Annotated in this window: 16 protein-coding genes; 6 read left to right on the plus strand and 10 right to left on the minus strand. The window is 54.6% G+C overall.

Annotation, left to right across the window (positions count from 1 at the left end):
• Positions 1-24 precede the first annotated feature (24 nt).
• From GUI70_RS09455 to GUI70_RS09470, 4 genes are all read left to right on the plus strand, one after another.
• Positions 25-1,008, plus strand: a complete 984-nt coding sequence (locus tag GUI70_RS09455; RefSeq protein ID WP_237724810.1) for a DUF8754 domain-containing protein — start codon at positions 25-27, stop codon at positions 1,006-1,008.
• A gap of 61 nt (positions 1,009-1,069) precedes the next feature.
• On the plus strand, positions 1,070-2,632 hold the full coding sequence (locus GUI70_RS09460; RefSeq protein ID WP_161882062.1) for an O-antigen ligase family protein: 1,563 nt from the start codon (positions 1,070-1,072) through the stop codon (positions 2,630-2,632).
• Positions 2,629-3,447, plus strand: coding sequence for a hypothetical protein (locus GUI70_RS09465; protein WP_161882063.1), 819 nt, complete (start codon positions 2,629-2,631; stop codon positions 3,445-3,447). Before GUI70_RS09460 ends, GUI70_RS09465 begins: the two co-directional genes overlap by 4 nt.
• 219 nt (positions 3,448-3,666) lie before the next feature.
• Complete coding sequence (locus GUI70_RS09470) at positions 3,667-5,490, plus strand: polysaccharide biosynthesis protein (RefSeq protein WP_161882064.1); 1,824 nt, start codon at positions 3,667-3,669, stop codon at positions 5,488-5,490.
• Positions 5,491-5,561: 71 nt separating this feature from the next.
• On the opposite strand, the gene GUI70_RS09475 is transcribed toward GUI70_RS09470, so the two are convergent.
• From GUI70_RS09475 to GUI70_RS09520, 10 genes are read right to left on the minus strand one after another with little or no spacing between them, the layout of a single operon-like run.
• A complete protein-coding gene (locus GUI70_RS09475; protein WP_161882065.1) occupies positions 5,562-7,133 on the minus strand; it encodes a hybrid nucleoside-diphosphate sugar epimerase/sugar transferase in 1,572 nt (523 codons plus the stop codon).
• On the minus strand, positions 7,133-8,380 hold the full coding sequence (locus GUI70_RS09480) for a glycosyltransferase family 4 protein (RefSeq protein ID WP_161882066.1): 1,248 nt from the start codon (positions 8,378-8,380) through the stop codon (positions 7,133-7,135). The genes GUI70_RS09475 and GUI70_RS09480 overlap by 1 nt, the downstream gene beginning before the upstream one ends.
• Positions 8,380-9,531, minus strand: a complete 1,152-nt coding sequence (gene wecB, locus GUI70_RS09485) for a non-hydrolyzing UDP-N-acetylglucosamine 2-epimerase (RefSeq protein ID WP_161882067.1) — start codon at positions 9,529-9,531, stop codon at positions 8,380-8,382. The genes GUI70_RS09480 and wecB overlap by 1 nt, the downstream gene beginning before the upstream one ends.
• A complete protein-coding gene (locus tag GUI70_RS09490; protein WP_161882068.1) occupies positions 9,528-10,643 on the minus strand; it encodes a polysaccharide biosynthesis C-terminal domain-containing protein in 1,116 nt (371 codons plus the stop codon). Before GUI70_RS09490 ends, wecB begins: the two co-directional genes overlap by 4 nt.
• Entirely contained in the window at positions 10,628-11,665 is a 1,038-nt protein-coding gene (locus GUI70_RS09495; protein WP_161882069.1) for a polysaccharide biosynthesis protein, read from the minus strand. The genes GUI70_RS09490 and GUI70_RS09495 overlap by 16 nt, the downstream gene beginning before the upstream one ends.
• On the minus strand, positions 11,649-12,926 hold the full coding sequence (locus GUI70_RS09500) for an O-antigen polymerase (RefSeq protein ID WP_237724822.1): 1,278 nt from the start codon (positions 12,924-12,926) through the stop codon (positions 11,649-11,651). The genes GUI70_RS09495 and GUI70_RS09500 overlap by 17 nt, the downstream gene beginning before the upstream one ends.
• Before the next feature lie 36 nt (positions 12,927-12,962).
• Complete coding sequence (locus GUI70_RS09505; RefSeq protein WP_161882071.1) at positions 12,963-14,081, minus strand: glycosyltransferase family protein; 1,119 nt, start codon at positions 14,079-14,081, stop codon at positions 12,963-12,965.
• 25 nt (positions 14,082-14,106) lie between these two features.
• Complete coding sequence (locus GUI70_RS09510) at positions 14,107-15,390, minus strand: lipopolysaccharide biosynthesis protein (protein ID WP_161882072.1); 1,284 nt, start codon at positions 15,388-15,390, stop codon at positions 14,107-14,109.
• 7 nt (positions 15,391-15,397) lie between these two features.
• Positions 15,398-16,684 carry a nucleotide sugar dehydrogenase gene (locus GUI70_RS09515; RefSeq protein WP_161882073.1) on the minus strand — a complete coding sequence of 429 codons (1,287 nt, stop codon included), beginning with the start codon at positions 16,682-16,684 and terminating at the stop codon, positions 15,398-15,400.
• Complete coding sequence (locus GUI70_RS09520; protein ID WP_161882074.1) at positions 16,681-18,300, minus strand: tyrosine-protein kinase domain-containing protein; 1,620 nt, start codon at positions 18,298-18,300, stop codon at positions 16,681-16,683. Before GUI70_RS09520 ends, GUI70_RS09515 begins: the two co-directional genes overlap by 4 nt.
• 247 nt (positions 18,301-18,547) lie before the next feature.
• Here GUI70_RS09520 and pta point away from each other — a divergent pair, with 247 nt between their 5' ends.
• Positions 18,548-20,689, plus strand: a complete 2,142-nt coding sequence (pta, locus tag GUI70_RS09525; protein WP_161882075.1) for a phosphate acetyltransferase — start codon at positions 18,548-18,550, stop codon at positions 20,687-20,689.
• 9 nt (positions 20,690-20,698) lie between these two features.
• Positions 20,699-20,980, plus strand: coding sequence for an Lrp/AsnC family transcriptional regulator (locus GUI70_RS09530; protein WP_161882076.1), 282 nt, complete (start codon positions 20,699-20,701; stop codon positions 20,978-20,980).
• Positions 20,981-20,988 lie beyond the last annotated feature (8 nt).

The following is a 20,988-nucleotide window of genomic DNA, read 5'->3' on the forward strand; positions in this document are numbered from 1 at the left end:
TCCCGCCCACAAGGAGCTTTCCTCTTGCCCACTTCAGCCCAGTCCACTTCCACAAAGTCAAGAAAAGACCAGAGTGCTGCCGAACTGCTCACCCACTGGCAGGCGGCCCCGGCCGGGTTCAAGCATGTCGTGAGCGTTTCGCTCGGCTCAAGTCAGCGCGATGCCCGTGAGGAAACCGAATTGCTGGGCCAGAAGTTCGTGCTGGAGCGCCTGGGCACCGACGGCGACATGAAGAAGCTGCGCGAGATGCTGCTCCTGCTCGACGGCAGGGTGGACGCTTTCGGGCTGGGCGGCACCGACATCTACATCGTGGCGGGGGAAAAGCGCTACACCTTCCGTGAGATCGCGCCGCTGGTGGCGGGCCTGAAAACCCCGGTGGTGGACGGCTCCGGCCTCAAGCACACTTTGGAGCGCGAGGCCATCGAGCAGCTTGAGCCGCTGATTCACTGGAAGGGTTGCCGCACCCTGCTGGTGTCGAGCGTGGACCGCTTCGGCATGGCCGAGGCCTTATCGGAAGCAGGCGCGGACGTGCTGTACGGCGACATCGTCTTCGGGCTGAACCTGAACGTGCCGCTGCGGACCATGAACAGCATCCGCAAGGTGGCGCGGGTTATTTTGCCTGCCTTGACCTTCCTGCCGTTCAAGTGGTTTTATCCGACCGGCGAGAAGCAGGAACTGAGTGTCAAGGGCGTGGGCACCCGGTATTACGACTGGGCCGAGGTGATCGCCGGGGACACCCACTACGTCAAGCGCTACGCGCCGGATCAGCTCACCGGCAAGACCATCCTGACCCAGACCATCACCGAAGCCGACCGCGAATGGGCGCGCTCGCACGGGATCAAGCGGCTGATCACCACCACGCCGCGGATCGGCAGCCGCAACTTTGCCACCAACGTGATGGAAGCGATGTTCGTGGCCTATCAGGGCGCGGGCGCGGCCCTCAGCGAGGCGCAGTACCGCGATCTGATCGCGCGGATGGACTTCAGGCCGCAGGTGACGGAGTTTTGAACCAGGCTTCGAAAATCTTTTTGCCGCCCCTACATCCATGCTCTGACGCGTTGGTGCACCCGTGACTGCCCCCCTCCAACAGCCCGCACCGCCCATCTCGCCCATCTGGATACGGCTCTGGTGGGCTGTGCTGGTACCGCTCTATGTGCTCTCCCCGCTCTCGTTGCTGGCCCTGCCACAGCTTCGCCGTCTGCCACGCCCGTTGTGGTGGGTGCTGGGCGGCTACGCGCTCAGCCAGCAGCTTCCGGCCCTGCTCTCACCTGAGCCGTTGCTGGCCAGCCTCCTGGCCCTGGCCCGCACGCTGCTGATGTTCGGCCTGATCGGGGCTGGGCTGGCGCTGTCAGGGACGTCCTGGCTCCGGGGGCTGGCCTGGGGGCTGGCGACGGTTTACGCCACGGCACTGATTTATAGTGGCTTGGGCATGACGGAGCTGACCCAGCAGCGACTCTTTCACCCCTACATGACCTCGATTACTCTGGGCCTGACGGGGGCCTTCGGTCTCTGGTGGGCACTCTTCGCGGGGGGGCGCTGGTGGTGGCGCGTGCCGCTAGGCGTCGTCGCCATTGCCATTCTGCTGCTCTCCGGTAGTCGGGGTGGGTTGGCGGCGGCGGGTCTGGGCGCGCTGCTGGGGTCTCTGGTGCGCTTGCGCTGGCAGATCGCGCTCAGTCTGCTGTTGACCCTGGGGCTGCTGGGCGGTGGCCTGTACGCGGCCCAGCGCTTCGACGTGTCGTCGGTAACGCGCTTACTGAGCACCGACACTTCGGGACGCGATGTGGTGTGGTGGAATGCCATCTCGGTCATTCAGAGCGCTCCCCTCTCGGGCGTGGGCAGCTACCGCCTGGGCGCACGCTTCGCGCCGCCGGGGGGCCAGTGCGTATTGTGGACGGCACCCAATAACCCCGTGCCCGCTTGCCCAAACTTCATCAGCCGCCTGGGGTACCCCTGGCTGATCGCCCACAACGTGACCTTGCAGCAGTTGGCCGAAACGGGGCCACTGGGCTTGCTGGGGTTGTTCGTGTTGCTTGGCGTGGTGGCCGTGAGTGCCGCCTGGGTCCGCGATCCGCTGGGTGTGGCGGTCATCTCAGGGCTGCTGCTGGCCACGGCCACCGACAATACGCTGGTGGTGCCAAGTCCGGGCGTGGCTGAGATCTTCTGGGTCATGGTCGGAGCGGTGCTGGGCCAGCTGCCCTGTGATGTGCCTGTGGCCCGCTGGCCGCTGCTGGGTTGGCCAGCGGGCCTGACAGCAGCGGGCTTGATGCTGGCCCTGTCGCTGCCGTTCCTAGCTTCCTTGAAGGTGCCGCCGCCCAATCCGGCTTATCGGCTGTCTACTTTGATCGCGCCCACTACAGTCAAGACAACCCAGAAATACAGTGTCTATGTCCAGTTTGATTTGCCGCCTGGAAAATATAGAGCTGAATTGCGGACCTGTCTCAAGAGCTGTACCTATCTCGTCACCGTACCACTCAATGTTCAGGCTAAGATCGCAGCGCCGTTGTTGGCTTTCACGCAGGATCTATATCCTCAGCCACGCCAGCGTCTGGAGCTGCTGCTCTATCCTGGCGACTCAACGCTGCGCCCAGTACCTTTTGCCCAACGGAGCTGGATGGTCGAGTGGCAGCCATGAGCTTGTGGAATAAGGCTTCCCTGATTGGCCTGCCTTTGGTCGTGGCGGGTTGTCTGGGCACAATGGCTCAGAGACTGAATCCCCAGCCGCTCCAGATAGATCTGCCTTTAGAGCTCGACTGTATCGAGCCGCCAAAATTCGAAGTGGGCTATGAGGGTGGCGAGAATTATCTCGTGATGCGAAATAAAACTTACCACTTTCAGAGCACTTCCTGGCTGCAAGTAGACCTCTGCTCGGCAGGAATATTGGAAATCTCAGGCTACGGTGAGGAGGCTGGTGATGAAGCGCCCAGATTAGCTGCGATCCTCAATAGCCAAGTTCTTGATATCCAGTCTTTCACCCAGGAGCACACCTGGAAGCTGAGAATTCCGGCACCGGGCCGCCTGATCCTGGGTTACTTCAACGACTATTATCTGGCGGATGTGCGGGTGGCGACCTTGTCGCACTTTGAAGTCAAGTCCTCTCAATGCATTGGTGTACCGAGAATAAATGTGACTAGAGCCAGTAGTAGCAAGTGGTATGAATCGGCTAACGTCGCCACGATCATTTCCAGTTCTATCTTAACCGCTGTTCCCTGTGGTCCCGGTCAGTTGACCTTCAGTTTAGTAGGCCGTGAGGGGAACAATGCTTTTCCTCAACTCAGCATCATGCAGGGAGGCAAGGTGTTGGCTCAGCCACTCAGTAGGGCGCAATCCCAAACGGTCAGCTTGGAGGTGGGGGCCTCGCCCGTTAAAATAATATTGCTCAATCCTTACGGCAAGACGTTAGCAGACAGGAATCTGATCATCACTCGACTAAAGTTTTCGCCACGCTAACTGTCAGTTACCAATTTACTGCACCTCGGCAGATCCTTCTGCCTCTATGCATTCTTCGATAAATTTACTGTCCAGCTCATCTGGTTCTTTTGCCCTCGCAGCCTACTGCTCCTTGACAGAGCGCCGGTCACTGGATAGTACCGTAACGTACTATAGCATCGTAATATACTTCGGCACGTCTTGGTAAATTAAAGGGTATCTTTATCAACTGGGGGAAATGTGCAGAACCGAGTCCTGAAATATGTCATTGATTTGTTTATCTGGACACTCGCAGCGCCGCTGGCATTTGTGCTACGGCTTAGTGGTGAGCGCCTGACCGGTTATCTCAATATCATCCTGATCTATACTCTGGTTGGTTTGTTGCTCAAGGCGCTGATGCTGGGCTTCTCAAAACCTCATCTGCGAATCTGGCACCGGGTCAGCCTCATTGACTTACAGCATTTGGCACGTGCGGTGGCGCTGGGCGGGCTGCTGATGGTGCTGTTGACCTTTTTACTGCCGGTTAATTTCAGCGTCCCCCGTAGCGTCCCGGTGATCTCGACGGCCCTGGCTTTGATCGGTATGACTGCCGTGCGTGTGTTGACGAGAACCTACGTGACCTCAGACAGAAGGAGACATGGTGAGGTCGTCAGAAAACGTACCCTGATCGTGGGGGCAGGTGAGGCGGGCACCATGCTCGCCAGAGAGATGCTCAACAACGCCGCCGCCGGGTTCGTGCCCGTTAGTTTCCTGGATGATGATCCGGTCAAGCAGGGCCGCCTGCTGATGGGCTTGCCGATTAATGGGCCGTTGTCGGCGCTGCCTCAAGTGGCCCAGCAACTCGCTGTGGAAGAAGTGGTGATCGCCATGCCCTCAGTACAGGGCACACTGATCCGTCAACTGACCAGCGCTGCCAGGGCTGCTCATCTGCGCTACCGCATCCTACCGAGTCTGGGCGAGATCTTGCAGGGGCAGGATGCCCTCTTTCAACTACGCGATGTCAACGTCGAGGATCTGCTGCGCCGTACCCCAGTGCGTCTCGATCTGGACAGCATCGCTCGCTACGTTGAGAATCGCACGGTATTGGTGACCGGTGCGGGCGGCTCCATCGGCTCGGAAATCGTGCGGCAGGTAGCGCGTTTTCAGCCGCATCAGATCGTGTTGCTGGGGCGCGGTGAGAACAGCATCTTCAGCATTCAGCAGGAACTCCGGATGAATTGGCCCGAGGTGCCGACAGTGGCGATTATCGCGGATGTGCGCGGGCGTGACCGCCTGCGTCAAGTGTTCGATCAGTACAGGCCAGAGGTCGTCTACCACGCGGCGGCGCACAAACACGTGCCGCTGATGGAGGCTCAGCCCGGCGAGGCGGTGCTCAACAATGTCTTCGGAACCCGAAATATTGCTGAGCTATGCCTTGACTTCCAGGTGCAACGACTGGTGAATATCTCTACAGACAAGGCGGTCAATCCCAGCTCAGTGATGGGTTCAACTAAGCGGCTGGCAGAAATGGTCGTGTCGGCGGCGGCGCAGCGCGCCAAACTGGGTCAGGCCTTCATGTCGGTGCGCTTCGGCAATGTGCTGGGCAGTCGGGGTAGCGTGGTGCCGACCTTCCTGGCGCAGATCCGGGCAGGTGGTCCGGTGACGGTGACGCACCCCGATATGGTGCGCTTCTTCATGACCATTCCCGAAGCGGCTCGGCTGGTGCTGCAAGCCGGAGGTCTGGCCAGCAACAACAACGTATACGTGCTCGACATGGGCCAGCCGGTCAAGATCGTGGATCTGGCACGGGACGTGGTACAGCTTTCCGGGGCCAGGGACATTGAGATCGTCTTTACCGGCACCCGGCCCGGTGAAAAGCTCTACGAGGAGCTGCTGACGGCAAGCGAGCATGTCGGCCGAACCACCCACCAGGACATTATGGTGGCAGCGCTGGAGCATCCTCACCCCGAGCTATTTGGTGAGGAGCTGACCGTCATTGAACGCCAGGCGTTAGCAGGCGACGGCGAGGGCGTACGCCGCACCATCCGCCGTCTGCTGCCGGAAAGTACCGTCAATAGCGCTTAAACGCTAATGTGGCATTGTTACATTCATATAAATATTCATTGCTTTTTAACATATGTTGATTTAAGTGTGGCCTATTTGTTTCCAACCCCGCTTAATATGGAGTTCAGAGTGATTTTCAGAATTCTCCAATCCATTTTGGGTCCTAACCGCTTTAAATAGTAACTGTCGCGTTCTACTTTTTCCTTATCACTTAAATTGTCACGTCCTGTAACCTGAGCATGTCCAGTAATACCAGGTAACAGTTGATCCACCCCGGTTTGCTCACGCAGGTGCAAGACTGGGTATTGGGTCATCAGGGCGGGACGGGGACCGATAAAGCTCATTTCACCCTTCAACACGTTTAGAAGTTGCGGTAATTCATCTAGACTGGTGCGGCGTAGGAAAGCTCCTAGGCGGGTAATGACCTTCAAGCCAGACTGCTGCATTTCCTCAGTTGAGAGATTCGGGGCGTCAGACCGCATAGTCCTGAATTTGTAGATCTTGAAGGGCTGATGCAATCGCCCTGCTCTTTCCTGACGGAAAATGGCGGGGCCAGGAGAATCGAGACGAATGAGGATCGCCAAAAATAGATAAATAGGGAGCAGGACAATCAGACCTAAGGTAGCAGCGATCTTTTCCAACAGGGTACGCAGAAGCAAATAGAGTTTCTGACTAAGGCCAAGCTGGATTTTGGATTGTATTGCAGAAGAAGGCTCGGCCTGATTCATGCTGCGCCCTGTTCGGGCGACGGCCTGCCATACAGGATAAGGTGCGCTCCATTCCAGCCGTCTTTGGGCCTTTTCGCTGCTGATCTGAAGCGAACCAGTTAGACGCTTGATCATGTTTGTACGCCCTGTCATGCGGCCTACTAGGGCTAGAATGCCCACGGGAACGCGTGGTAGGTGAGCAATCTTGCCCTGTGCTTCAGCCAGGTCACGGGTAAGCGCGGCGGTAGACAGGTCTTCACCGTCGGAGGCAAAGAACACTTCGCCAGCGGCGGCGGGGTGTTCTAGTGTCAGCGTAATCAGATCGGCCAAATTCTCGACATAAATCATGCTTCGCTGGTTTCGTACTGCCCCAATGGGCAGCGGCACCCCCCGGCCTGCTGCCCGGCCCAGAGCCATGAAATTGGCTTTTACGCCAGGACCATACACCAGTGGGGGACGCAACACGACAATATCCAGCCCGGTTTCTCGTCCAAGTTGCAGTAGAGCGTTCTCGGCTCTAAATTTGCTGACGCCGTAAGGGTCCGTCGGACTGGGTATATCCAGCTCAGTAAGGGGTCTTGAAGTCTGCTCACCGTTGACCTTGACCGAGCTGAGGTAAACGAAACGTCCGATGCCGCGTTGGGCTGCTGCCTGTGCCAGCGATAGTGCTGCGTCATGGTTGACTGCCATATATGCTGCCAGCGGGTCGGGGTGAGTGTCATTCATGACATGTACGCGTGCAGCCAAGTAAACGACGCTGTCTATACCATCCAGCAGTGCACCCCAGGCAATGTCAGGCTGTGTCAGATCAGGTAGTACTGTGTACTCTGCACCATCGGGAATTCCCGCAGGCTGTCTGGCGGCGGCCCGCACAGTGTACCTCCCCTTTAACAGATAGCCCACCAGTGCTTTGCCCACAAATCCACTTGCGCCCACCACAAGTACTGTTCTTCCCATTATCGCTGCCCTACCTGTTTCTGTCTCGGTCGTTCTAATAATGCTTGTTTGAGCATGTTTTCCAGCTCTGAGAGGAGAGTTTCGCGTTCGAAGTGTTTCTCGAAGTATTTCCGGCCAAGCTGCCCCAAATTCTTTCGCGCGGCTTGATCCATTTGCTGTAATTGGATAGCAGCGTTCGCCAGTGCCTCGCTGTTGCCCGGCGGAACGGCCAAGCCAGCGCCTGCCTCTCGCACGATTTGTGCGCCTTCACCTTCTAACGCGGCCAGAATAGGCCGTCCACAGGCCAGATATGATTGCAACTTGGCGGGAACAGTTAAAGCAAATAGATCATCCGCTGTTAGGGATACTAGAAGCGTATCGGCCTGGGCAAAATAAGTGGGCATTTCGGACGCTGGGTGACTGCCTAGGAAATGCACGTTGTCTAGTCCAAGTGCCGCTGCTTGCAGCCTCATTTCTTCACGGACGCTGCCGTCTCCAAGGAAAATCCACTGGATACCGTGGCTCCGGGTCCGCTCTGCCGCTTCGAGGACGGTGAATAGATCTTGAGCAGCTCCCATGTTGCCTGCGAACATGATTTTGAAGCCATCTGGCAGACCCTTGGCTCTGGCCCAGGCAAAATCCGGAATCTGGGGCTGGTAAAAACTTTCGGCATACTGCGGGTAATAATGAATCCGCTCTAGCAGTACGCCCAGTCTCTGGACCTTCGGGATAAAGGCCTGTGAAGTTACCAGAATCTGATCACATGCCCGGTAGATGCCCCGGACCATCAATTCCACGGCGCGCAGCAAGAGCGGTTGTGTCACGAATCCAGTGGCTAACAGGCTTTCGGGCCAGAGGTCTTGAATGTAGAACAGAAGGGGGCGACCCGTCCTATGCTTAATTGCCATCGCTGGAAACCCTACCGTCATGGGTGAGGGTTCATAGACGAAGATAGTGTCGAAGTCTCTACCCACCAGACCAGGACCGAACAGGCTGCCCGACACGGCGAACGAGAGGTAGTTGAGGGCCAGTTTCAAGCCGCTGCCCTGTCCCCTCGCCACCATCGGCACCCGGATGACCCGAATATTCTCGTACTGTTCTTCAACAACCTGCTTGCCCTGGTAACCGTGGGTGAAACTCCCCCCCGGATAGTTGGGGTGACCGGTCAGTACTGTAATCTGGTGGCCACGCTCGTGTAACCCAGTGACCATATCGTTGATACGAAAATTCTCAGGCCAGAAATACTGCGTGATCACCAAGATATGCATCAGCCCTTCCGCCACACCACACGGTTGACGTAATCCGTGTAACTGATCAGAATCCTCAGCACCTTTTCTGAGACATTGGGCATGCTGTAATCAGACACCTGCCGCAGTAACCGCTGATTGCCGTGAGGCTGGTCTTCTAGAATGTTTAGCCCCTGCATGATCCGCTCTGGCGACAGGCCTACCATCATTACGCTCGCCTCCTCCATGCCCTCGGGTCGCTCGTGGGCCTCGCGGATGTTGAGGGCTGGGAAGTTGAGAATGCTCGACTCCTCAGTGATGGTGCCGCTGTCTGATAGTACTGCGCGGGCGTGCATTTGCAAATGAACGTAATCGTGAAAGCCCAACGGCTTAAGCAGTTCTACATTTGGATGGAAGGTGATGGCCCGTGCGTCAATACGCTTTTGCGTGCGTGGATGTGTGGTAACGATCACGCGTTGACCGTAGTTCTGGGCAATAGTATTCAACGACAGCGCCAGATTGTCCAAATTGATATCCGAATCAATATTTTCTTCTCGGTGGGCGCTGACTACGAAATACTGCCCAGCATTCAGCTCCAAGCGCATTAATACGTTAGATGCCTCAATTTGCGGCAGGTAATGGGTCAGCACTTCGAACATCGGGCTGCCAGTCTTGATGATGCGGTCAGGTGGCAAGCCTTCGCGCAGCAGATATTCGCGGGCGATATCGCTGTAGGTCAGGTTGATATCGCTGGTGTGATCTACAATTTTGCGGTTGGTTTCTTCTGGTACACGCTGATCGAAACAGCGGTTGCCCGCCTCCATATGGAAGATAGGCACCCTGCGGCGTTTCGCAGGAATGGCTGACAGACAACTGTTTGTGTCGCCCAAAATCAGCATCGCATCAGGTTGTTCTTGTGCCAGCACCGCGTCGACTTTAATTAGAATGTGACCGATGGTTTCTGCTGCCGTACCCACTGCCGCGTTCAGAAAGTGGTCAGGTTTACGAATGGATAGGTCAGAGAAGAAAATCTCGTTGAGCTCATAATCATAGTTCTGGCCTGTGTGCACAATGACGTGTTCAGTGTAGTCATCCAGCTTTGCCAGGACACGCGATAAGCGAATGATCTCTGGGCGGGTGCCGACTACTGTCATGACCTTAAGTTTTTTAGTTGTCAGTTCTACCTGACTCATGTGCGTTCTACCAGTTCTGCTACCGTGTCGGGCTGGGCTGGGTCAAACAGTTCATGAGTCCAGAATAAAGTCGTCAGGATGCCGTCCCCGATGTTGGTAATGTTATGGGTATGCAGCGTGGGAATGTCTACGTAACTAGGCCGCTCGCCCGACACTCTGAAAGTCTGCACCTCGCTCCTGAAGAGGTGACGCAGTTTAATCTCGGCTTCGCCGCCGATGACCAGGAATCGCTCAACTTTTTGAGTGTGATAATGATTGCCGCGTGTGATACCTGGATAGGTGGTGGATATGAAACTCTGCCCACCGTTGGGACTCTTGACCGCCTCAAATAAACTGCCACGCGGGTCAGTGTGCAATGTCAGCGCCACCGGATAATGCTCTGGATACAGATAAGAGCGGTAGGTGTTGAACAGATCGCGCCGGATGTCCTCGCGCAGATCGGGAATGATGTGCTGAGCGTATAGATCGCGCAGACCGCTCAAGATGTCCAGTAGACTGTATACGGTCATGTCTTGACCCTGAATCCGTACGTCACCTATCACTCCTTTGCGAAACAAAGTCTCGAAGTGTCGAGCCACTGCCTGAGCATGAATTTGTTCAATGGGAGAATCGGTGTGAGGTGTCGGCACCTCCCCTGTAGACAGTTGGTGACAGAAGGTGGATACCACCGAGTTGTAGTATGGTTTGCCGCCTTCACCGAAGACGCCTGGCAGAATGACATTGGTAAATCGCCCCCCGCTACCCTCTGCCCATTCTGAGAGCAGTGCGGCCGCCTCGCGCTTAGACGTGCCGTAAGCCGTATCACGCTCGATGTGGGTGGATGACGAAAACAGAATATGCGCCCGGCTGCTGTTCGTTTCCAGCGCCGTGATCAGTTGCCGGGTCAGGTCGAGGTTGGTCTGGGCGACTAGCGAATCTTCACCCCGATTCATTCCCGCCAGATGAAGAATCACATCGCAGCCATTCACGAACTCAGGCAGGACACCTGCGTCGAATGTTTGGCGATCTGCCGCCCGGACCTCAATATCGCCTAGGCCGTAAAGGTAGGCGCGGATATGGGTGCCCAGCATCCCTGCCGCTCCAGTGATGCCGACCTTCACTTGGCCCGCCATACGGTCAGTTCGCGCTGAACATCTGGTAAGGCCATCAACAGTTGCTCTACTTCGGGCACACTCAGGCGTTGGGTGTTGTGTGAAGTGTAATCCTCTAGAGACGCTTCCTCCGGGCGGCCCTCGGTGAAGTACTTGGCATAGTTGAGGTCGCGGTCATCCATGCGGACACGCAAATAATCGCCCATATCCTCTGCCTTGGCAATCTCGCCTGCTGTCGCCAGTGTCTCGTAAGTTTTTTCGGCATGCCGCGTGCCGATAACCTGTACCGGCACATCAGACATGAATAGGTTGGTTAGCGCCTGAGCCAGATCGGCCACTGTGCAGGCAGGCGCTTTGCGGACGAAAATGTCGCCCTGCGCCGCGTTCTCGAAGGCGAATAGCACCAGATCAATGGCGCTTCTGAGAGACAGCAGAAACCGGGTCATCTGCGGGTCGGTGACCGTCAGAGCCTGACCGCGTTTGATCTGATCAATAAATAATGGAATGACTGAGCCACGCGAATACATGACGTTACCGTAGCGCACACTGGAAATTACGGTGTCACTCTCGCCCAGCCGTCGCGCTGCCGCCGTCGCTACCTTTTCCATCATGCCCTTGCTCATGCCCATTGCGTTGACCGGGAACACCGCTTTATCGGTACTGAGGCACACAAGTGACTTGACCCTGTGGGCAATGGCCGACTCGACCACGTTGTGGCTGCCCACGATGTTGGTGAGGACTGCTTGCATAGGGAAGAACTCGCATGACGGCACTTGTTTGAGCGCTGCTGCGTGAAAAGCCAGATCGACGCCCTCCATCACCTCATCCACGCTGCTGCGGTCGCGCACATCGCCAATATAGAACTTGACTTTGGGATTATTAAGGCGCACACGCATCTGCTCCTGCTTGAGTTCGTCGCGGCTAAAGATGCGGATTTCGCGAACCTCAGAGTTCTTGACCAACTGGAGGAGTTCATTGCCGAATGAACCGGTACCTCCGGTGATAAGGATAATTTGATCGTTTACCTTAGCTGTATCGGTCATTTAGTCTCGCTCCTACTATGTATAGAAAGATGTATGCAACTAAGCCAGTATTGAACAAAATCGATGGACCTTCTGCTACCCATAATCCAAAAGTAACAAATATACCAGCTGCTGCAAAGCACTGAATTGAATTAATATATCCCTTCTTCATTAAGAGGAAATATATTAACTGGTAGGATATGCCCAAAGTGATTGGGAGAATTACTGTGCCTGCTATACCAAAATTGTAATAAGTAGAACCCCATAGACCTACTGGCGCAGTGCCTCTTGTAGTGCCGTATATAGTAGCAAAAATCTGATTTGATAGGTCGCTCCCGCCGCTTCCAGGGAGTAGACCTGTCAGACCTAGTAGCCACTCGCTCCCATTTCGGACTGTCAAACTAGATACGTACCTGAATCCGGCAACAGCAGAAAACTGATTGTCATAGAAAACTCGATCTGAAAACTCTCCTAAAAGAGCGAATAGGGCACTAAGTGGATTGTCTTCTATGTTTGACTGAGTTCCTTTTCTATTAAGTATTAGAGTTGAAATCAGTAGAATAGGCAAGGCAAGTACTAATGCTCTGGCGCTGATTTTAATTAGATTTTGTCTATTTCTATAGATCAAATAGACAATTGTTGTTAAAGCGAAAGAGATAAAAGCTCCCCGTTGCCCTGTACCCAAGATGCCTATTAATAGGATGGTAATCATTATAGGTATAAATATTTTTCTATTACGAGTGCGATTCAATAACATCTGGCCAATAATTAATACTGTAGTTGCAGGTAAGAATATGTTTTTGAATTGATTGACGTATCCTGGGAATAAATATCTAGATCCAGAATAGGAATCCAGCCGCAATGTCGCTATATCCTCTTGTGTGCCAGAAAGTATAGAGGAAATCCCTAAGGTAAAAACATTATATCCGATAGTAAAATAGTATAAAAAGGTAATTATTACCGAAATCATCCAAAGATAGTAAATAAATTTCGGCAATCTGGTATCTATGATCTTTGTTTGATTGATTTTTCCTCTGAATCCATACAAAATTGTGAAAGTAAGAAAGCTAGATACCATGAATATTACTAAAGTATACGAAAGAATAGATGAATAATCTCGATCGATGTAAGAATGAGGATCTAGGATTAAAAGCGTGCCATACATCATTATAAAATTAGTGATTATGAATATATTATCTATTGAAGCAACCCCAAGCTTTGCAACAACTAATCTATAGTACAGAATATAGACAGCTACGGTCGGTATTATGCTTATGAGCATAAGTAATCTCGACAATTGGACTCTAAAGAGAAGTGCCTATACATAACTATTATCGACAAAGAATTCTTCTAGTATTTCGCGCATCCTATCCTCCCAGTCTAGTTGATTATAGGCACTCATTTTCTCTTCGGCCTCAGTCAAGAGTCTAGGATTGGCGATTAAAGTATTTATCAGAGGAAGTAGAGATTTATTCTCATAAGGACAAGAAAAACAAATTCCACTATCAATGTATTCTTTTGCTGTTTGCACTTCATTATTGACGAGAAAAGGTGTCGAAGTTGCTATGCAGTCCCCCCATTTATTGGGTTCGGCTAGACGATTTATTTCTATTGAGGGATCATACAAAGTCAAAACTAGATTTGAGCGAAAGTACTGCGCAAGTGATTCATAATTTGAAAGCTCTCCTAAATACTCAACACTGGGAAGCTTGACCATCTCTCTAGCCTCCTCGGAGATTAGTTTGCCTGCGACAATAATTCGTGATTTGTCTGCATCAATATATTTTGCAATATGGTAGATTTTATCTATCCCTCTCGGTAATGTAAGTAGACCATTTACATATATCGTAAACTTTCCATCTCTATCGTAATTCTCCTTTCTTGATAACTCCTTCGCTCTAGCTACTGTCTTTTTAGTCGGCAAATTTGGCAGAAATCTTAGATTTTTATCTGCTTTCATCCATCTAAATTTCGAAGGAACTATATGAATTTTCGCTCTCGATGCTATTAAATTTTCAAAACATTCAATTATATACTTTAGCGGCTTGGGCCATTTGTGACTTTTCGAAAAATTATCGTTATTGTCGAAAATATACTCAATTTTACGACTCCTCGACATTAAGGCCAAAGGAATTGACGAAATAAATCCTATAGCGTAAAATCTCTCGCCCTTTGTGGAAAAAAGAGCGCTTGTGACTTTTAGAAAGAATATAATATAATATAATATGAGGGTCTTATTGGAATATCCACCGCCAACTAGTAATACTCGTGGGTGTATATTATTGCTGTGATATTTTTGTTCCCTTTGCTCTCGTAGCCAACACCAATGCTCCACCTCTACGTTTAAAGCATCAAGAGCATCTAGCAATTTTGCCATTCTCGGTACACTCTCTATGTCAGAAAATGGCGTTATGATTTTTATTTTATTTACTCCCATTTCAGTACCTCTTGTTCACTAAGTCTCATATAGTATTGCGTTCCAAACTCTTGATCGAGTAGCGATTTAGAATATAGAAAATAAGATAGTGAAATGTCAAGATTCCACTTATAACTGATACAGCGACTATATCGTTTTGTTTCGATGCGTATGATATATAAATTCCAAGAATAGTGAAGAATGTCCTTGATATATCGGCAATTAACTGTAGGTCCTGTCTACCAACTAGATTTGCCGTTGAGGAAACTGGCGAAATCAAGATTTGACTGGCAAAAGCGAAGGATAGGATAGATGTATAAATTCCCACCCTCTGCCAAGCTTCTCCAAACACAAAGGGAAACAGATATGGCGCAATGAATCCCAAAATTACAATAAGAAATACAATAGGTAAAGTGCGTTTGATGGTTCTACTGAACAATACATCCAATTCCCTATAGGAATTTTTACTTATGAGAACGGCCGCTTCTCCAGCGTAAACTTGTGAAACCGCACCGCCAATAACGGTCATAGGAGTTCCAATGACACGCTGAGCGAGGGCAAACCAACCTGCAACATGGGAGCCATACAAAAACGCTAATAAAATTGGTGGGACAAGGAGGGAGCTACTGTTTAAAAGAGAAGCAGGCATAGCTAAAAGAGGAAATCTTCTATAGAAATGGGCAGAGTATCTCAAGTTTGATATTTCAAGTTTGTAATCTACCGGCTTGGATTGCGTATATGATCTCCATAAATTATTTGTTCCCATGAATTGACCCATAAATTGTCCCAGTATTAAGCCAAACGGCTTTAATCCTAAAAACCCAGAAATTACTTGTATTAATGCACTGATAGCACCTTGATAAAGCCTGGTAGTAGCTATTGATGAGAAATTTTGATTTCTTACTGCCCAACTCGAGAGACTTTGATAAAATCCACTCGTTAGGATGCCAAACGGGATAATCCAAAAAAACTGCGCGAAAGGAGCCAACTTTAGGTTGATAAGAGGCACCGACTTAATAGCAATGATCACAACACTACTAAAAATTGCGCTAAAGATAGCAGCTACTAGGGATAAATTTAAAACATCTGTAGCAACTTTTTCTTCCTTTGGAAGTAATATAGCTTGATCATATCGCAAGGACGATATTATAGAGGTAAGACCCAAAATCGATATATATACAGAGAGAACACCGAAATCTGCGGGAGAATAAAGACGAGTGAGTAAGGGCGAGACGGCTACAAGAATAAGTTGTCCAGATGCTGTACCCCCGACAAGTATCAGCGTATTTTTTGCGAATCTATTATTTTCAATTTTGCGCATTAAATTCATGTGTTGATCATAGTTCAACTGACTGCGCTGTTTGTAGGACAAAATTGTTTTTAACATCAAGGTATTTCTTATCCTTGTCTATAATTAAATTTTCATACTCGTTATGATCGACCAGCTTGACTACTAACTCTGAATTATAAATCGCGTCTAAATATTCTGAAGATCTCATGTTTTTTTCAGATGGGTTCTGGGCATGGAAAGATGAAATGAATGGATCAGCAATATATATCGTTGCGTTGGTGGACCTTGAAAGAATATGAGCGATCTCAACGGCAGGGGATTCACGAAAATCATCTACGTTTGCTTTGTATGTGAGTCCGAGTAAAGCTACTGACTCAATTTTATTTTCGTTTATAATCGCGAGTATTTTTTGGCTAATTTCATTAGGTTTAGCATCGTTAATTTGTCTTGCTCTCCGAATCAACTGTGACTCTACAGGAGCAGCATCGACAATAAACCACGGATCAACGGGTATGCAGTGGCCGCCGACACCGATGCTGGGAGTATGGATGTTGACCCTCGGATGATGATTAGCTAACTCAATAGCCTTAAATACGTCAAAATCCAATCTTTCTGCAATCGCAGCAAATTCATTCGCAAGCGCAATATTGACATCACGGAAAGTATTCTCCATTAGCTTGCACATTTCAGCTGTAGTCGCCGTTGTCTGTAGAAGCTTGCCTTTTACGAAGCGATTGTAAATTCCCACGGCATATTGCGTTGCCTCTTCGGTTAATCCTCCAATGATTCGGTCATTGTTGACTATCTCTTGCAGAATTTTCCCTGGAATAACACGCTCTGGGCAGTGAACAAGATAATAGTCCTTATCCGATTTAAATCCTGTCTCACGTTCTATTTGCGGAGCTATTACATCCGCACAAGTACGTGGGGGAATGGTAGACTCAATAATGACAAGATCGCCTTTCCTTAGGATGCTCGATACCAGTGAAATAGCGGAGACCACATAATCAATATCTGGCGATTTATCCGCGTGGATTGGTGTTGGAACTGCAACGATGTGCACGTCGGCTTCTCTAGGGTGGATAGAAGCAGACAATCGTCCCGACGCGACACCAGTCTTTACGAGATCTTCCAGTCCATGTTCACTGATGTGGATCTGTCCTCGGTTAATGGTGTCAACCACTCTCACTACAACATCTACACCGTGAACCCGGAAGCCTGCATCAGCCATTACTGCTGCCGTTGGGAGTCCAATATAACCAAGGCCGAAAATCTGTACCGAAGGCAATTGTGTACTTACTTCATCCATTTTGATCTCCGCAAGTTCGTTCACTTCTGCTCCGGCTCCGCGTAATTATACCCGTAATAGTAGCTCTGCTCCGAGCGCGGCACCTTGTTGATTACTGTGCCGAGCAACTTGACGCCATTTTGCTGAGCGATCTGCTGCACCCGCTCCAGTTCGTCCAGACTGGTTTCGCCCGACTCGACCACCAGCACCACGCCGTCGGTGCTGATCGCCAGCTTGAGGGTCTCGGCCAGCGCCAGAATCGGCGGCGTGTCGACAACCACCAAGTCGTAACCGCTGGCCCAGCGGTGTAGCAGCGTAGCCAGATCGGGGCGGTTGAGCAGTTGCTGGCCCTGGCGGTTGGCCTGCCCGGCGGGCAGCAGATCGAAGTTGGGATACGCCGGGTCATGCACCGCGCAGGCGAGGTCCGGGTGCTGCAAGGCGAACGGCAGGGTGGCCTGCGCTGCGCTCAAGTCCGTCTGCGCGCCCGCCAGCGGCACGAGCTGGGTGCTGGCCATGTTCCAAATCCGGTGCTGGGTAGGGCGGTGCAAATCGGCGTCGATCAGCAGTACCCTGCGGCCTTCCTCGGCGAAGCTGGCGCTGAGGGTGGCCGCCAGACTGCTCTTGCCCGCACCGGGGCGACTACTGGTGATGGCCAGAATCTTAGTGTTCTCGCCGCCCACACTACTAAGGTTGATTCGCAAGAAGCCCAACGACTCGTAGAGTCGGCCCGAGCGGCTGGCCCGCACCATGCCTCCGTTCAGGTCGCGCCGACCCAGCAGCGGCACCTGGCCCAGCAGCGGCAGGCCCAGCGGCATCAGATCGGCGGCGCTGTTGACCCGCCCGCGCAGCGAACTGAGCAGCAGGGTCAGGCCGCTGGCGGCAAACAGTGTCAGCAGAGCTGCCAATGCCGCGTTGCGAGCAGGCCGGGGCGCGACCGGCGTCACCGGATCGCTGGGATCGGCTCCTGGCGAGAGGGTGCCGCTGGAAGTCTGCTCCAGCACAGCCACCTGCGAGAGGTTTTGCAGCAGCAGGCCGCGCGCCGCCGTCAGACTCAGGTTGTCAGGGCTGCCCACCGGCACTGTGGCCAGGCGGGTGTCGAGGGCCTTGAGCTGGGCCTCGATGTTGCGCCGGGCGTTGGTGACGCCGCGCTGGGCACGGGCACCGTCCCAGCCGAGCAGGGCGCTCACCGTGGCCCCGGACAGCACCTGGGCGGCCCTGGGCGTCCCGGCCTGGGCCACGATCTCGTAGACGCCGCGCTGCTGGGTATCGAGGCGCGAGTTGACCTTGATCAGACTGCTGTCGCCGGTGGCCAGGCTGGCCTGCAGCCCTTTCTGAATCTGCTCGGTGGGCTTGGGGCCGAGCTGCGCCGCCGTCACGGTCTGCATGATGGCTTTGGTCACGCTGCTGGAGCGCAGGGCTTCGTCGAGTGCACCCTGCGGCAGCGGTGGCGCGGTGACCAGGGTGTTGTTGACCACCTGGTTGCCCGCGTTGCTGAACAAACTGATGATGCTGCTGCGCGATTCATAGACTGGCGCTTGCGAACGCGACACCAAGTAGGTGCCTGCGCCGATCAGCACCGTCGCCCCCAGGATCGGCAATAGGCTGCGGCGCAGGGTACTGAATACCTGCAAGAGATTGATGTCGTCGTTGGCCTTGGTCATTCGAACCTCTGAAAGCAGATGGGAAATAAGGGAGCGGGAGGGTGGGCCGATTGGCGGACTTGTGCTCTCGCTTCAGAAGACGGGAAGCACACAGAAGGGCAGGCCCGGCACGAGGTTCTCGCCCGCCTGTGACTAATCTGGAAGGAAACGTATCTAATAGCGGTCACTATACAAAACTTGCTGCCAGGAAAAGCTGGGGCTGACCAATCGCCCGGCCAGGGTACACTCTCCTCATGAGGAACCGTCCATGACAACCACCTTTTTCGTCGGCCCCGTCGGCCAGGATGTCGGCCTGACCAGCCTGGCGCTCGGCCTGGCCCGCGCCCTCGCGCGCAGCGGAGCCAGCATCGCATTTCTCAAGCCGATTGCCCAGGACCACGGCGCGTTGGACCGCAGCACGGTGTTTGCCCGCACCTTCCTGCACACCGTTCCTGATCCCCTGCCGCGCGCCCACGCCGAGATGTTGCTGGGACGTGAAGACAGCGACGATCTGCTCGAAGAGATCGTGGCCCTCGCCGAGCAGGCCCGCAGCGGCGCGGACATCGTGGTGGTCGAGGGGCTAAATCTCAGCGGCGGCAACAGCTATGCGGGCGGCCTCAACGCCCTGATCTCGCGCACGCTCGGCGCGGAGGCGGTGCTGGTGGCCTCGATGCGTGGCGCGGAATCCGGCTCTGGCCTGGGCAGCACGGGGGTGGGCGCGCTCGGCGACAGCCTGGAAATTACCGCCCGCGATTATGACCGCTCGGACGGCGGCGGGCTGGCGGGGCTGATTCTCAACCACGTGCCGCTGGGCACCGACTTCGGCGCGGCGCTGGCCGAGTTGCGCCGCCACGCGCCCAGCCTGGCCGGGGGCAAGTTGCCGCTCCTCGGTGTGGTGGGAGAGCAGACCGAGCTGTACGCGCCGCGCACCACCGATGTGGCCCGCATCTTGGGAGCCACCGTGCTCAACGAGGGCGAACTGAGTACCCGCCGCGTTCTCAGTACGGTGGTCTCGGCCCGCAGCGCGCCCTACGTGGCCGATCTCCTGAAGCCCGGCGCACTGGTGGTGGCCCCCGGCGACCGCGAGGACATCGTGATGGCCGCCAGCCTGGCGCACCTCTCGGGCGTGCCGCTGGCGGGCTTGCTGCTCACGGCGGGCAGCGCGCCCGACGACTCGATTGCCCGGTTGTGCCGCTCGGCGCTCAGCGGCTCGATGCCGGTACTGCAGGTGGCGGCCAACACCTACACCACCGCCGGACGCCTGACCCAGATGGAGCGTAAGATCCCGCTCGACGACCTGGAAAGATTGGAGCGCACCCTGGAATTCATGGCCGACCGCCTCGATATCCAGCCGCTGAGGGGGCTGCTGAGCGGCGCCGCCGCCCTGCGCGAGCGCCGGATGACCCCGCCCGCTTTCCGGCACTATCTGGTCGAGCAGTCCCGCGCCGCCGCCAAGCGGGTGGTGCTGCCGGAAGGGGACGAGCCGCGCACCATCAAAGCTGCCGTGATCTGCCACGAAAAGGGTATCGCCCGCTGCGTGCTGCTGGCTTCCCCCGAGCGGGTGCGGGTGGTCGCCGAGGCCCAGGGCGTGATGCTGCCGCCCGAGCTGGAAATCCTGGACCCCGAGGCGGTGCGGGGGCGCTACGTCGCACCGATGGTCGAGCAGCGGAGGAGCAAAGGACTGACCGAGCCGATGGCCGAGGCGCAGCTCGAAGACAACGTGGTGCTCGGCACCATGATGCTCTCACTGGGTGAGGTGGACGGCCTGGTGTCGGGCGCGGTGCATACCACGGCCAACACCGTGCGCCCCGCGCTGCAACTCATCAAAACCGCGCCGGGAGCGGCCCTGGTCAGCAGCATCTTCTTCATGCTGATGCCCGAACAGGTGCTGGTCTACGGCGACGCGGCGATCAATCCCAATCCCAATGCCCAGGAGCTGGCCGACATCGCCATTCAGTCGGCGGATTCGGCGGCGGCCTTCGGGATCGAGCCGAGGGTGGCGATGCTCAGCTACTCGACCGGTACCTCCGGCTCGGGCGAGGACGTGGAGAAGGTGGTCGAGGCGACCCGGCTGGTGCGCGAGCGCCGCCCGGACCTCAACGTCGACGGCCCGCTGCAATACGACGCCGCCAGCGTGCTGAGTGTCGGCGCTCAAAAAGCCCCCGGCTCCAAGGTGGCGGGCCGGGCCACCGTCTTCATTTTTCCCGACCTCAACACCGGCAACACCACCTACAAGGCGGTGCAGCGTTCGGCAGGCGTGGTGGCGGTGGGGCCGATGCTTCAGGGGCTGCGCAAGCCGGTCAACGATCTCTCGCGAGGCGCACTCGTCGACGACATCGTCTACACCATCGCGCTGACGGCCATTCAGGCGACGCAGGTGGAGGCGGCCACCGCCGCCGAGAGCCGCTAGACTCCAGGTATGGTCACTGCGATTGTCATGGTTCAGGCCGAGCGCGCCCGCATTCCCGAAACCGCCGCCCTGCTGGCCCAGGTCAAGCACGTCAAGGAGGTCTACAGCGTCACCGGCGACTGGGACATCGTGGCGATGCTCAAGCTGCCCAGCTACGACGACCTCGACGACGTGGTTACGGCCCACCTGCGCAAGCTCCCCGGCATCCTCAAGACCCAGACCATGCTGGCCTTCCGCGCCTACAGCACCTCGGCGCTCGACGAGGGCTTCGGCATCGGCCTAGACGGCTGAGCGCTCCT

The sequence above is a fragment of the Deinococcus alpinitundrae genome, from assembly GCF_009982895.1.
In the GTDB taxonomy this organism is placed as follows: domain Bacteria; phylum Deinococcota; class Deinococci; order Deinococcales; family Deinococcaceae; genus Deinococcus; species Deinococcus alpinitundrae.

What these genes read in the sequence shown, in the direction of transcription:
- GUI70_RS09465 (WP_161882063.1), top strand. Translation starts at nt 2,629, where the DNA reads ATGAGCTTGTGGAATAAGGCTTCCCTGATTGGCCTGCCTTTGGTCGTG.
- GUI70_RS09475 (WP_161882065.1), bottom strand. Translation starts at nt 7,133, where the DNA reads ATGGGAAGAACAGTACTTGTGGTGGGCGCAAGTGGATTTGTGGGCAAA.
- GUI70_RS09480 (WP_161882066.1), bottom strand. Translation starts at nt 8,380, where the DNA reads ATGCATATCTTGGTGATCACGCAGTATTTCTGGCCTGAGAATTTTCGT.
- wecB (WP_161882067.1), bottom strand. Translation starts at nt 9,531, where the DNA reads ATGAGTCAGGTAGAACTGACAACTAAAAAACTTAAGGTCATGACAGTA.
- GUI70_RS09490 (WP_161882068.1), bottom strand. Translation starts at nt 10,643, where the DNA reads ATGGCGGGCCAAGTGAAGGTCGGCATCACTGGAGCGGCAGGGATGCTG.
- GUI70_RS09495 (WP_161882069.1), bottom strand. Translation starts at nt 11,665, where the DNA reads ATGACCGATACAGCTAAGGTAAACGATCAAATTATCCTTATCACCGGA.
- GUI70_RS09500 (WP_237724822.1), bottom strand. Translation starts at nt 12,926, where the DNA reads ATGCTCATAAGCATAATACCGACCGTAGCTGTCTATATTCTGTACTAT.
- GUI70_RS09505 (WP_161882071.1), bottom strand. Translation starts at nt 14,081, where the DNA reads ATGGGAGTAAATAAAATAAAAATCATAACGCCATTTTCTGACATAGAG.
- GUI70_RS09510 (WP_161882072.1), bottom strand. Translation starts at nt 15,390, where the DNA reads ATGAATTTAATGCGCAAAATTGAAAATAATAGATTCGCAAAAAATACG.
- GUI70_RS09520 (WP_161882074.1), bottom strand. Translation starts at nt 18,300, where the DNA reads ATGACCAAGGCCAACGACGACATCAATCTCTTGCAGGTATTCAGTACC.
- pta (WP_161882075.1), top strand. Translation starts at nt 18,548, where the DNA reads ATGACAACCACCTTTTTCGTCGGCCCCGTCGGCCAGGATGTCGGCCTG.
- GUI70_RS09530 (WP_161882076.1), top strand. Translation starts at nt 20,699, where the DNA reads ATGGTCACTGCGATTGTCATGGTTCAGGCCGAGCGCGCCCGCATTCCC.